The sequence below is a fragment of the Oceanicola sp. 22II-s10i genome (assembly GCF_002210105.1).
Classification (GTDB): Bacteria; Pseudomonadota; Alphaproteobacteria; order Rhodobacterales; family Rhodobacteraceae; genus Pseudooceanicola.
The window spans coordinates 58,439-71,297 of sequence record NZ_AQQU01000010.1 but is presented as its reverse complement, the minus strand read 5'-3'; the positions used below and the strand labels follow the sequence as shown (position 1 = coordinate 71,297).

Sequence of the window (12,859 nt, the reverse complement as noted above, 5' to 3'; positions counted from 1 at the left end):
AAAGCATCCCGGCGAAGCTCATGGCCCCGCAGCGCCTCTCGATGCGAAATTTCTAATGAATTGTAGGTTTTCTAGGGAAAGCCCGTCAACCTCATTCTCGAGGCGAGTGCTCGGCGGCACCGTCGGATCGGATGCGCCGTCCCAACCTCTCAGTGAGCTGGCACGCCGATATCACTCAGCGCATTTCGGATGAAGATGCGGTGAGGTCGGGTCAGACCGGATCTTGGCTTGTCGGCGGGGCGGCGACGCCGTCGAAGAAAATCCGACAGACTTCCTTGCTGATCTGCTCCACTGGCAGCTTGCGAGGATTGTACCAGTCCGTCGACCAGTTGATGCCACCGATAAGCAGCAGCCTTGTCAAAGTGAGATCGACGTCTGCGTTGATTTCCCCGCTCTGCCTGCCGTGCTCGAACAGCTCGCGCCAGAAATTCGCATAGGCCCGCCGCACGGCAAGGTTGTTCCGCCTGAGCTCCATGGGAACCAGCGAGAAGTTGCGGATGTTGGCGGAGGTGTAGTCGCCATAATCCAGCAGGGCCGTGAGATGCGCGAGCGTCGCAGCCTCCACACGCTCTCGGCAGGTCGCGTCGGCGTCCAGGCTCTCGACCGCGTCCCGCACCTTGTCAAAGACGACCTCCATGCCGATGCGCAGGACCTCGTCGACAAGATCGTCTTTGTTGTCGAAGTAGTAGTAGATGCTGGCCGCGCGGATATTGATGTGCTCGGCGATCGTCTGCATCGAGATGAGCGCATAGCCCTGATGGTTCAGGCAATAGGCCGCCGCATCCAGGATCTTGCGGCGAGTCTTTTCGGACTTCCGGGTCTTCTTGGCCGCTCCGGAAACGCTCTCAGCAGCCGACGTGTTTCCTGAAGTCTGGACCGTCATCCATATATCCCTGTGATGGCTCGGAACGCGAGGCGCCTTTAAGCTGCCAGGTCAGCGGATAGCTACCCGGCGGTCGGACAGGCAACGGGAGAGTTAGCAGAACGTGCCCTATGGGCGCCACCCCAAACCGACAGCCGTGCAGCCGGTTGCCGTTGACTTTCCGCGGTTGCGTACATGGCGAAGGGCTGGAACGATTTCGACAGTGCCGTAGAATGCGTGCCAGGCCCGGCGGCGAGATCGGCTCGGCGCCGGTGAGCAGTGCATAACGGCCTCCAGCCCAATGGCTCAGATCTTCTTCAACTTTTTCATCAGGTCCGAGAGGCGTGTCTTGTGCTCGTCTCGTGTGAAGAGGAAGGTCTGGATGAAGGCCTCGTAATCCATGCAGGCGTCGAATTCGGTCGTCTCGCCGCGCATGGTGGCGATCTTGGTGGCGCCGGCCGCGACGCGGGGTGTCGCTTCGCGGATGCGGGCTGCGATTGCCAATGCGGCATCCAGCAGTTCGCCATCGGGAACGACGTCGACGAACAGGCCATGCTTGAGGCCTTCCTGCGCGTCGAGTTCCTTGCCCGTCAGCATCCAGTGACGCGCCACGACAGAGCCCACCACACGCGGGAGCATGTAGCTGCACCCCATGTCGCAGGACGAAGCGCCGACACGTCCAAAGGCGAAATAATAGCGCGCGCTCTCGGCAGCGATGGCGATATCGCAGCACAGCGCCAGGGCCGCGCCGCCGCCGACGGCATTGCCGTTCACCGCCGCAATCACCGGCAGGTCAATGCCGCGGATCAGCTGTGCGAGGCGGTTGAAGGCCCGTACCAGCATGTATTGCATTTCGGAGTCGACGCCGTCGGGATGAACGATGACACCCAGTTGCGCGCCCGCGCAGAAACTCCTGCCCTCGCCCGTCAGGATGACGGCGTGAAGGTCGCGATCAGCCTCCAGCGACTGGAGCGTGGCGGTCAGTTCGAACAGCAGTTCTTCCGAAAGCGGGTTCTGCTCGCTGGGACGTGTGAACGTCACCACGGCGACGCCGTCGCGCTTCTCGATCCTGAGCGTCTTGGTGTCTTCGGGTGCGATGGCCAACTGGGCGAACGTCATCTGGGCTGCTCCTCCTGGGCTCCACCATGGAGCTGATATTTTCTATCTCTATGTAGAATCCATGGACCGGTCAAGCGCCTCGTCCGGCGAACTGTCGTGGTGCACGCGTGGGTGCCGGGTGCCATTCTTGAATGCCGGTGGTCATGCAGGAGGACGGGCGCGATCAAAAAAGCGCGTCACGCGCTCACTCCCGATGTTGATGCGTGTCATCGGGACGGAAACTCTATCCGGCGCGCGAAATCGCGTTCGGCACCGCATGAGATTGGGTGGAGCGATGCCTTTCGGGGCTCAGTGGCTTGGAGCCCAAACCGAGCGCGTCTGCCGCACATGGGAGAGGTCTAACCCCCGCCGTGCTGCGGCGAACGCGCTCGATCGTCGGGTGGCCGAACCCGGTCAGGCACCTTCCCAGGGACGCAGGGCCATGCCGCCGGTGAAGCCGCCGGTCCAGCGCGCAAGCAATGCCTCGCGGGCCTCGTCCATCGCGAAGGTCTTTGAAACCAGCGGAGCGATCTTGCCCGCTCCGGCCCATTCGAGGATGTGCGACTTGCGGGGTTCCCGCAGGGCCGGGTTCCGTTCGATGGTGATGACGGCGGGACACCCCATCACGGTCAGGCCCTTCATCTGCATGAGGTTGGTCGGCAGCAGGTTCGCCCTGGGCGACCCGCGCCGTCCCTTGCCATCGGCCACGTCCGGCGTGGCCGTCCAGCCGACGATCAGGAACCGCGCCCCGAAGGAAACGCAGCGCAGGCTCTCGAGCGAGATATCGCCGCCAACAGTGTCGAACACGAGGTCCACGCCCTTGCCGCCGGTCAGATCCTTCACTTCGTCACGGAAGGACCGCAGGCCCGGCGAGCCGTCCGGATTGCGGGTGTTGATCGTGTGATCCGCCCCCTGCCCGCGCACGATCTCGAGCTTGTCGTCGTAGCGGCCGGTCGCGATGACGTTCACGCCCATCATCCGGCAGATCTGCACGGCGGCCAGGCCCGAAGCGCCTGACGCGCCGTGGATCAGGACCGTCTCGCCCGGCTGCATCTGGCCGCGTGTGATCAGGCAATGATAGGCCGTTTCGTAGCTGGCCAGCAGGTTCGCGGCCTGGTCGAAGTCCAGGCCCTCGGGGATCCGACACAATGCGGCGGCCGGCACGACGGCGTATCCGGCAAAGCCGCCTGCGGACTGGTATTCGGTTTTCGATCGCGGACCGCAGGCGATGAAGTCGCTCAGCACACGATCGCCGACCGCGATCTGCGAGGCGTCCACGGCCGACCCCGCCCAGAGGACGGTGCCGCTGTATTCGACACCGGGGATGTAGGGCGGATAGCAGCGGTGCTGGTATTGGCCCGTCGCCATGACGAGGTCGATCCACGAGACGGCGCAGCTCTCGACGCGGACGATCACCTCGTCGGGCCGGCAATCCGCCGGATCCGGCGCAGGCTGTTCCTCGATCCGCAGGAACTTCTCGATCGCCTCACGGGAATCTTCGCCCAATTCGGTAAACACCGCCCGGCGGGCCGGGATCATCTCGCTTGTTGTCATGCTTCGTACTCCTTGGACGCGGATTTCAGCGCGTCGATGCTTTCGGGATTGCTGATGGCCGAAAGGTCGCCCGGATCCTCGCGCAGGAGGATCGCGCGGATGACGCGGCGCATGATCTTGAGGTTTCGTGTCTTGGGCAGGTCCTCGGCCAGCAGCACGTGGCGTGGCCGGTACGTGCGCCCCATACGGGACACGACCGCATCCGAAAGACGCTTGGGAAGCCCGCCATCCGCCTCATAGCCCGGCATCGGGACGCAGACGCACACCAGTGCGCTGCCAGATACCGGATCCGGCACGCCGACGACGGCGGCCTCGCTCACCTCGCCGGTTTCGGTCAGGGCGGATTCGATTTCGGCCGGGCCGGTGCGCTTGCCGGACACCTTGATCGTGTCGTCGCTGCGCCCGAGCAGGTAGTAGAGCCCGTCCGGATCGCGCCGGGCGAAGTCGCCATGCACCCAGATGCCGGGCAGCGTGCGCCAGTAGGTGTCGAGATAGCGCTCTTCGTCGCGCCACAGACCTTTCGTCATCCCGATGCCGGGATTCCGGAGCACGAGCTCGCCGACCTGCCCGTCGGCCACCGGATGGCCGCCGTCGTCCACGATGTCCACGCCGCAGCCAAGGCCGCGCGCGCCGAAGGAGCCGGGCCGCTGCGGATGGTGCACCGTCCCGACGAAATTGCAGCCGCAGACCTCGGTGCCGCCGACAAGGTTGATGATCGGCGCGTCGCGGCGGCAGACATGGTCGAAGAACCACAGCCACGCCGCTTCGGTCCACGGCTCTCCGCCCGAACAGGTCATGCGAAGGCGGTCGAACGCAAAGCTGCGGGCGTCTTCGGGGCCATGGCGCATCAGTCCCCGGACGATGGTCGGCGACACGCCCAGGTAGCTGACCCGGTGTTCATCGACCAGCCGCCAGAACCTGTCGCGGCCGGGGTGGTCCGGCGCGCCTTCGGCCAGCAGCAGGCTGGCGCCGAAATAGGCGGGCAACAGCGCGGACATCGGCCCGACCATCCAGCCCATGTCGCTCATGAAGAAGAAGCGGTCGTCGGCACGGAAATCGCCGCAGATGTGCATGTCGCGCAACGCCATGGAGGCCAGGAAGCTGACATGCGTCCAGATACAGCCCTTGGGCTTGCTGGTGGTGCCGGATGTATACAGCAGGATCGCCGGTGCCTCGGCGGGCAGTTCGGCGGTCTCGCACGCGGGCGACTGCGCGGCGCAGAGCGTGGCCCAGTCGTGATCGCGCCCCGCCGTCGGGGCAGGCGTTCCCTCGGCACCGGGGCGTGCCAGCACCAGCACCGAACGGACGTCCGGGCAATGCTGCAGCGCGCTGTCGAGCGGTGCCTTCATCTGGATGAACGCCCCCTTGCGCCAGCCGCCCTCGGCGGTCAGGACCACCGAAACCTCGGCGTCCTGAAGGCGTGCGATCAAAGGCTGTTCGCCGAACCCCGAGAAGAGTGGGACGGCGATCGCCCCGATCTTGCAGACGGCAAAGAGCGCGACGACCGCTTCGGGCACATTGGGCATGTACAGTGCGACGCGGTCGTCGGCGCCGACCCCGAGGGCGATCAGCGCGTTCGCCAGCCGCCCGACTTCGGCATCGACTTCGGCATAGGTCAGCGTGGTCCTGTCGCCGTCTTCGCCCTCCCACACCAGGTAGGGGGCGGTCCATGTCGGCGTGTCCCTGTGCCTGTCGATGCAGTTCAGGACAATGTTCGTCGTGCCGTCGACGCACCAGCGGGCATGTTCCACCCCCGCCGACGTATCGAGGATCCGGCTATAGGGACGGAAAAAGCGGAAATCGCAGAACTCGAGCACCTGCTCGGTGATCCAGCCCGGATCGGCATCCGCACGTGCTGAAAGCGTATCGAAATCCGATGAACCGGTGTGGCGCAGGAACCGCGTCAGCACCGACCCCTCGATCCGCTCCGCGCTCGGAACCCATTGATAGGGTTCGGCGGACGACGGGTGCGGGTCCGTGGCTCCGGTCGGCGTTTGCTCGACGACCCGCCGGGCGGCCTCGACATCCCGTTCGCCTTCCGCCGTGACCGGCAGGGCGTCCACGAATGCGATCCGGCGCGGGCGTTTGAACCCCGCGATCCGCTTGCCGACAAAAGCCGAGAGCTCCGAGTCGCGCCCGAGATTTGTTTTTGCCCCCGGCGTGCCCACGCAGAGTGCGGCGACGGTTTCGCCCCACTCCGCGTCAGGCAGACCAAAGACGAAGGCTTCGCGCACGTCCGCATGTTCCAGAAGGGCACGTTCGACTTCGGCGGGATAGACGTTCTCCCCGCCCGACTTGATCAGCCTGTGCGCCGGCGCCTGCCCTTCGAACCAGAGCGTGCCATCTTGGGTCATGCGGCCAAGATCACCGGTGTCGTGCCAAGCATCCTTGCCGCCGCTTTCCTGCGGGATGCTATTATTGCCGATCTGATCCCAGTATCCGGCGAACACCGACGGACCGCGCACCATGATCCGGCCCGTGCTGCCTGTCGGGCAGGCTTCCCCGGTCTCGTCTGCTATGCGAATTTCGGTCAGATGCATTGGCCGGCCGGCGCTGCCCGGAACCTCGCGCCAGGGATGGCTCGATACCAGTCCGGCCGTCTGCGTCTGTCCGTAGGCGGCATGGAAGTCGGCGGCTGGCGCGGCTGCGTTCAGGCGGGCGATCGTTTCGGCGCTTTCCAGTCCGAAGACCGCCTTCAGCGCCGCCAGGTCGAAGCCGTTCTCGGCCGCACTGTCCAGCATCCGCGTCAGCATTGGTGAGAACGTCCCCATCACCGTCGCCTGCCCCTCGTGAACCAGCCGCGCGGCCTGTTCCGCGTCGAACCCGGCGGTCAGAACCGTCCTGCCGCCCGCCAGAAGCATCGCAACACAGAGCGTCAGCCCCGCCGCGTGGTAGAGCGGCAGCGCGCCGAGGGCGCCATCGTCGGCGCCGATGTCGAGTGCCGTGACGAGCTGGTCGGCACCGGCACAGATGTTCGCATGCGTAAGCACCGCGCCGCGGGCCCGTCCGCTGGCCGCAGCGGTGTAGAGGATGCAGAAGGGATCGTCGCCGGACGTGGGTGCGGGCGACGCGGCGGGCCCGGCGCAGAGCTCTCCGAACGCCAGCGCGCCGTCCACTCCGTCCCGCTCGGCCGCGATATCGACCCTTGTCATGCCGGGGCGCGAACCAGGCAGCAAATGCGCCTCGGCGATCATCATCACCGGATCGCAGTCGTCCAGAATTGCCTCGGCCTCGTCATCGCTGAGCCGGGTGTTCATCGGCACGGCGATCGCCCCGATCCAGGCGCACGCCCAGATCGCCTGCAGGGCGGCGATCCTGTTTTCGGAACGGATGGCAACCCGGTCGCCGAGGGTCACGCCGTGATCGAGGAGCCCGCGTCCAGCCCTCGCCGCTGCATCAAGAAACGCCGCGTGGCCGAGCGCGCGATCAGCGTCTGCAACTGCGATTCGACCAGCCCCGTTTTCGGCCGTGGCCATGGCCATCGCTTTCAGTCGATCAGGCGCGGACATCGCATGTGCGACATGGTCGGACATGATCTGCCCTCCTTTTAGAAAACGAACGGTTGTTCTCCTACCACGCGGTATTTCTCTATGGCAAGTGCGATTATTTGCGGAAAAATATGGGAATATTTTGTGTTGACCGAATCCATCCGAGACGTTTAGACAAACACGTGTTCGCCTGATTCACCACGAGAAGCGAGGCGACGAGGCAATTGGAGGACTCGGGATGAGCGATTATCCGAAGGTGGTGGAATTCCACGAGGAAGGCCCGCGCGAGGGGTTCCAGATCGAAAAGCGCAGCTATCCGCTGGAGCAGCGCGCGCGGTTCGTCGAAGCGCTGGCCGACACCGGGCTCAAGCAGATCCAGGTGGGTTCCTTCGTCAGCCCCAAGGCCGTGCCGACGATGGCCGACACGCCTGAACTCTTCGACATGATCCGCCGGCGCGACGATGTGCGCTACACCGGCCTGTGGTTGAACGAGAAGGGATTCCAGCGCGCCCTGCAGACGCCGGGCTGCGACATGGAAGGCAAGCTGATCTTCTACACCACCGACACGTTCTGCAAGATGAACAACAACTGCACGGTGGCCGAGAACCGGGACGCCCAAGGCAAATGGGCGCAGCTATACCTCGACAACGATGTGCCGCTGGACAAGGCCTATATCCTGACCGCCTTCGGCTGCAATTTCGAAGGCGACGTGCCGCAGGACCGGGTGCTCGACAACGTCCGATACCTCGTCGACCTGTGCGCGGATCTCAACGTGCCGATGCCCGCGATCTATCTGGCCGACACCGTCGGCTGGGGCAATCCCGAGGCGATCCGCCGGATGATCGGGGCGGTGCGCGAGCTGGTCCCCGATGCCCGCATCGGCACACACCTTCACGACACCCGCGGCGTCGGGGCCGGCAACGTGCTGGCCGCGCTGCAAATGGGCGTGTCGCTCTTCGACAGCTCGGTCGCCGGGCTGGGGGGATGTCCCTTCAGCAAGGCGTCCGATGTTCAGGGCGCGGGGAACATCTGCACCGAGGACATGGCCTTCATGTGCGAGGAGATGGGCATCGACACCGGACTGGACCTCGAAGCGCTCCTCGCCGCGGCGGCCATGGCCGAAGAGATCATCGGCCGCCCGCTGACCGGCAAGCTCATGCATTACGGCATGCCCGCGCGGCGTGCCGCCTGAAGGCGCCGGACAACCGGCAGACATGTCCCGGCGCAGCCGGGCAAAACGAGGGAGAACAGGCATGGACCAGAAGGATGATCTTCTGTTCGACGTGAAGGACGGTATCGCGACCGTCTCAATCAACAGGCCCGAGGCGCGGAACGCGCTTTCCATTTCGGTCTCGAACGGGCTGGGCAAGATCTGGGAGAAGATCGACCAGACGCCGGAGATCCGCGTGGTCATCCTGACCTCGGCCGATTGCGGAACCTTCTGTGCCGGGCTCGATCTGAAAGAAGCCGCGCGGATGAAGGCGGAGACGGGCGAGGACATCCTCACCTACCACCGCGATGCGTTCCAGACCCGGATGCGCCGGGTGAAGGTGCCGATCATTGCCGCAATGTCGGGTCACGTGGCGGCGGGCGGCATGCTGCTCAGCCTCAATTCCGACATCCGGGTCGGCCAGTCCGGGGCGACCATCGGGATCACCGAAACCAAGATCGGCCGCGGGTCGCCCTGGGGCATGCCGCTGGTCTGGATGCTGCCCGAGCCGATCCTGATGGAAATGACCATGACCGGCGACATGTACCCGATCGAGAAGCTCGAGAAGCTCGGGTTCATCAACTACCTCGAACCCGACCGCGAGGCCGTTCTGCGGCGCGCGCAGGACCTGGCCGAACGCATTCGCGACAACGCGCCCATGTCGGTCGCGGCCGGCAAGCGCGCGATCCTCACCGCCATGAGTGTCGGTGCCGACAACGCGGCGGAGACGGCATGGCACATCTATCGCGACGTCTATGCCAGCAACGATGCGCAGGAAGGTCCGCGGGCGTTCGCCGAAAAGCGTGCCCCGAAATGGACCGGCACCTGACGCCACCCGCGAAACGCGCATGAGACTTCCAGATCGCCGAAGGGCCAGATGACACAGCAAGACACTTACAGACGCCCCGGATCGCCGGGGCCTGGCCCCGGCGATCGGGACCGTCCCGCCATCCTGACCGCCGACCGGCACGGGAAAGGGGCCGGCTCATGAGCGTCATCACCTCCGCAGTCTCCACCGCGTCGGACGAATTCAAACGCAACGCCGCCGAGTTCCAGACCCTGCTCGACGACCTGCGTCGCCGCCGCCGGCTGGCCCGCGTGGGGGGCGAGCCCGCAGCCCGCAAGCGCCACACCGATGCCGGCAAGCTGCTGCCGCGCGACCGGGTCGCAGCCCTGCTCGACCCCGGCTCGCCATTCCTCGAACTGGCCGAGTTCGCGGGGGACGAGATGTACGGCAGCAACCCGCCCGGCGCGGGGATCATCACAGGCATCGGCCGTGTGTCCGGCCGGGTCTGCATGATCGTCGCGAACGACGCGACGGTGAAGGGCGGCACCTACTACACGCTCACCGCGAAGAAGCATGTCAGGGCGCAGCAGATCGCGTGGCAGCACCGGCTGCCCGGCCTGACGCTGGTCGATTCCGGCGGCGCCAACCTGCCAGAGATGGCGGGCATCTTTCCGGATTCCGGCCAATACGGCTCGGTCCTGCATCAGCTCGTGCGCCAGTCGGCGGACGGTGTGCCGCAACTGTCGGTGGTCCACGGCGCCTGCACCGCAGGCGGCGCTTACACGCCCGTGCTGACAGACCAGACCGTGATCGTGAAGGGCCAGGGTTACATCCACCTCGGCGGACCCGAGATCGTGCAGGCCGCCACCGGCGAGGTGGTCGACCGTGAATCGCTCGGCGGGGCCGAGATGCACACCTATCGCAGCGGCGTGACCGACTACATCGCCAACGATGACCGCCATGCCCTGGGCATACTGCGGCAACTGGTGACCGATCTTCCGGCCCGCCCCGATCCGTTCTCCCCGCCCGAAACGCCTGTGCCGCCGCGCTACGATCCGCGCGAGATCTACGGCATCCTCAACAGCGACACGCGGGTCCAGACCAACACGCGCGAGATCATCGCGCGGCTGGTCGACGACAGCCGCTTCGAGGAGTTCAAGCGCAACTTCGGCGAGACGCTTCTCTGCGGCTTCGCACACTGGGGCGGCCACCCGGTCGGCATCGTGGCGAACCAGGGCGTCCTGATGTCCGACAGTTCGATCAAGGCGGTGCAGTTCATCGACCTGTGCTGCAAGCGGAACATCCCGCTGATCTTCATGGCGGACGTCACCGGCTACATGGTCGGCCGCGAGGCGGAAGTGGGCGGTATCGCCAAGAACGGCGCCAAGATGGTGCAGGCGATGTCGGCGGCCAACGTGCCGAAGTACAACCTCGTCATCGGCAGCTCTTACGGGGCGGGCTACATGGGCATGTGCGGGCGCCCGTTCGAGCCGCATTTCTCGTTCGGCTGGCCCAATGGCCGTGCCGCGCTGATGGGGCCGGAACAGGCCGCCACGACCCTGTCCATCGTGCAGCGCCGCAAGCGCGAACGGCTGGGGCAGGAGTGGTCGGAAGCCGAGGAAGAAGCGTTCCGGCAGCCGATACGGGACCAGTTCTCCAGTTTTTCCAACATGCGGAACTTTGCCGCCAACTTGTGGATCGACAGCATCCTGGACCCGGCCGAAACTCGGATGGTGATGAGCCTTGTCCTGGACCTGGCGGCGCGGGTGCCGCCCGTTCCCACCAGTTTTCCGATCCTTCGGATGTGAGGGGACGCAGATGACCGGAACGATCAGCAAGATACTCATTGCCAACCGCGGCGACATCGCCTGCCGTATCGCGGACACCTGCGAACGGATCGGCATCGCGGTCGCGACCATCCATTCCGATGCGGACCGCGAGGCGCTGCACGTGCGCCGGATCGGAGAATCCATCCATGTCGGCGCGGCCCCGGCCGCGGAGAGTTACCTCGACATCGCGGCCATCGTGGACGCGGCGCGCCGGTGCGGCGCAGACGCGGTCCATCCCGGGATCGGCTTCCTCTCCGAAAACGCGGATTTCGCCGAGGCCGTCGAGGCCGCTGGCCTGATCTTCATCGGCCCGCGCCCCGAGACGATGCGCCGCTTCGCTGACAAGGCAAGCGCCAAGCGCGAGGCGACCCAGGCCGAGGTCCCGGTGATCGAAGGCGGACAGGATGCGCTGAGTGACGCGACCGAGGTCGCTGAGCGCGTGCGCGCGGCACGGCTGCCGGTGCTGCTCAAGGCGGTCGCGGGCGGCGGCGGCCGCGGTGTCCGGGTGATCGAGACGCTGGACCGCCTGGACGAGGTGATTGCCTCGGCCATGCGCGAGGCCAAGGCAAGCTTCGGTCTGCCCGACCTGCTGGTCGAGCAGTTCATCGACAGACCGCGCCATATCGAGGTGCAGGTCGCCGGCGATGGTCACGGCGGTGTCCTCCATATCCGCGAGCGCGAATGTTCGCTCCAGCGCCGGTTCCAGAAGGTGATCGAGGAGGCCCCCGCCGACAGCCTGTCCCCCGATCTGCGGCAGGCGATCCTCGACGCCGCCACACGGCTCGCCGGCAGCGTCAACTATCGCGGTCTTGGCACGATGGAGTTCCTTGTCGCAGGTGAGGCGTTCTGGTTCCTCGAATGCAACCCGCGCCTTCAGGTCGAACACACGGTGACGGAAGAGGTCACCGGCCTCGATCTGGTCGAAATCCAGCTCCGCATCGCCGAGACCGGGAGGCTGCCGCTGGCGCAGGAGGACGTGCACCTCGACGGCTTCGCCGTGCAGGCCCGGATCTATGCCGAGGATCCCGAGGACGGGTTCATCCCCAGCACCGGACGGATCGGCCTGTTGTCCCTGCCCGGCCGCGGCTTCCGCGTGGACGCCGGGGTCGAGACGGGCGACGAGGTGACGCCGCATTATGATGCGATGCTGGCCAAGCTGATCGCCCGCGGGCGGGACCGTAGGGACGCGCTACGCCGGCTGGCACACGGGCTCGACCAGTGCGTGCTGCTCGGGGTCCGCAACAACCTTGCGTTCCTGTCGAACCTCGTCACCGACCCGCGCGTGCTGGCCAACGAGGTGGATAACCGCTTCATCGACCGGGAACTCTCCGGCCTGCTGGCCGGCGCCGCGCCCACGTCCGAGGTGGTGGCCGTCGCGGCGGCGCTCTGGCTCGACCGCTTCCATGCCCCGGCCGAGGCCGATCCATGGAGCGGCCATAGTGGCTGGCGACTGGATGACGGCGAAGGGGCGCAACCGAACGCGCCGGCCTTCCGTCTGCATATCGGTGAGGACGAATGGCCCGTGGCCATCGCTCCGGCGAACGGTGAGGCCAAGCGGATCGCGGTCGGGGACACCCTGCACTCGGTCCGGCTGCGTCCGCAGCGCATCCCCGATCACCACCAGGTCGAGGTCGGCGGTCGTGAACTGACCTTCCCCGCCCGTGTCGAGCCGACCGCGGTGCAGATCCAGTGGCACAGGAGTGCCCTGCGCTTCGAGGTCGACGCCTACCTGCCCGACGATGCCGACGACATTGCCGCAACGGGCGTTCTGGTGTCGCCGCTCATGGGCACGATCACACGGGTCAATGTGAGCGAAGGTCAGGAAGTGAAGGCCAAGGACACGCTGATCGTCCTTGAATCAATGAAGATGGAGGTAGGAATCGAGGCCCCGCATGACGGTGTCGTTGTCGCCCTGAACTGCGCGGCGGGTGATCTGGTGGAACGCCATGCGCTGCTTGCACGGGTCGAATGAGGGATGTCGCGCATGTTGCATTGCACCGTGAGCGACGAGTATGTCTCGAGGCTACGCAG

General features: G+C 65.9%; 8 protein-coding genes. 4 read left to right on the top strand and 4 right to left on the bottom strand.

The window, feature by feature from the left end; genetic code table 11:
* Positions 1-211 precede the first annotated feature (211 nt).
* From ATO6_RS20115 to ATO6_RS20100, 4 genes are all read right to left on the bottom strand, one after another.
* Positions 212-883 carry a TetR/AcrR family transcriptional regulator gene (locus ATO6_RS20115; RefSeq protein ID WP_088625842.1) on the bottom strand — a complete coding sequence of 224 codons (672 nt, stop codon included), beginning with the start codon at positions 881-883 and terminating at the stop codon, positions 212-214.
* A gap of 285 nt (positions 884-1,168) precedes the next feature.
* Positions 1,169-1,981: an enoyl-CoA hydratase/isomerase family protein gene (locus ATO6_RS20110; RefSeq protein WP_088625841.1), complete on the bottom strand. Its 813-nt coding sequence runs from the start codon at positions 1,979-1,981 to the stop codon at positions 1,169-1,171.
* A gap of 393 nt (positions 1,982-2,374) precedes the next feature.
* On the bottom strand, positions 2,375-3,514 hold the full coding sequence (locus ATO6_RS20105) for an NADPH:quinone oxidoreductase family protein (RefSeq protein WP_088625840.1): 1,140 nt from the start codon (positions 3,512-3,514) through the stop codon (positions 2,375-2,377).
* Positions 3,511-7,047: an AMP-binding protein gene (locus tag ATO6_RS20100; RefSeq protein ID WP_088625839.1), complete on the bottom strand. Its 3,537-nt coding sequence runs from the start codon at positions 7,045-7,047 to the stop codon at positions 3,511-3,513. Before ATO6_RS20100 ends, ATO6_RS20105 begins: the two co-directional genes overlap by 4 nt.
* Positions 7,048-7,240: 193 nt before the next feature.
* On the opposite strand from ATO6_RS20100, the gene ATO6_RS20095 reads away from it, so the two are divergent.
* From ATO6_RS20095 to ATO6_RS20080, 4 genes are all read left to right on the top strand, one after another.
* On the top strand, positions 7,241-8,194 hold the full coding sequence (locus tag ATO6_RS20095; RefSeq protein ID WP_088625838.1) for a hydroxymethylglutaryl-CoA lyase: 954 nt from the start codon (positions 7,241-7,243) through the stop codon (positions 8,192-8,194).
* 61 nt (positions 8,195-8,255) lie between these two features.
* On the top strand, positions 8,256-9,041 hold the full coding sequence (locus tag ATO6_RS20090) for an enoyl-CoA hydratase/isomerase family protein (protein ID WP_088625837.1): 786 nt from the start codon (positions 8,256-8,258) through the stop codon (positions 9,039-9,041).
* Positions 9,042-9,199: 158 nt separating this feature from the next.
* On the top strand, positions 9,200-10,807 hold the full coding sequence (locus ATO6_RS20085) for an acyl-CoA carboxylase subunit beta (RefSeq protein WP_088625836.1): 1,608 nt from the start codon (positions 9,200-9,202) through the stop codon (positions 10,805-10,807).
* Between the two features lie 10 nt (positions 10,808-10,817).
* Positions 10,818-12,800 carry a biotin carboxylase N-terminal domain-containing protein gene (locus ATO6_RS20080; RefSeq protein WP_088625835.1) on the top strand — a complete coding sequence of 661 codons (1,983 nt, stop codon included), beginning with the start codon at positions 10,818-10,820 and terminating at the stop codon, positions 12,798-12,800.
* Positions 12,801-12,859 lie beyond the last annotated feature (59 nt).

What these genes read in the sequence shown, in the direction of transcription:
- ATO6_RS20090 (WP_088625837.1), top strand. Translation starts at nt 8,256, where the DNA reads ATGGACCAGAAGGATGATCTTCTGTTCGACGTGAAGGACGGTATCGCG.
- ATO6_RS20100 (WP_088625839.1), bottom strand. Translation starts at nt 7,047, where the DNA reads ATGTCCGACCATGTCGCACATGCGATGTCCGCGCCTGATCGACTGAAA.
- ATO6_RS20095 (WP_088625838.1), top strand. Translation starts at nt 7,241, where the DNA reads ATGAGCGATTATCCGAAGGTGGTGGAATTCCACGAGGAAGGCCCGCGC.
- ATO6_RS20085 (WP_088625836.1), top strand. Translation starts at nt 9,200, where the DNA reads ATGAGCGTCATCACCTCCGCAGTCTCCACCGCGTCGGACGAATTCAAA.
- ATO6_RS20110 (WP_088625841.1), bottom strand. Translation starts at nt 1,981, where the DNA reads ATGACGTTCGCCCAGTTGGCCATCGCACCCGAAGACACCAAGACGCTC.
- ATO6_RS20105 (WP_088625840.1), bottom strand. Translation starts at nt 3,514, where the DNA reads ATGACAACAAGCGAGATGATCCCGGCCCGCCGGGCGGTGTTTACCGAA.
- ATO6_RS20115 (WP_088625842.1), bottom strand. Translation starts at nt 883, where the DNA reads ATGACGGTCCAGACTTCAGGAAACACGTCGGCTGCTGAGAGCGTTTCC.
- ATO6_RS20080 (WP_088625835.1), top strand. Translation starts at nt 10,818, where the DNA reads ATGACCGGAACGATCAGCAAGATACTCATTGCCAACCGCGGCGACATC.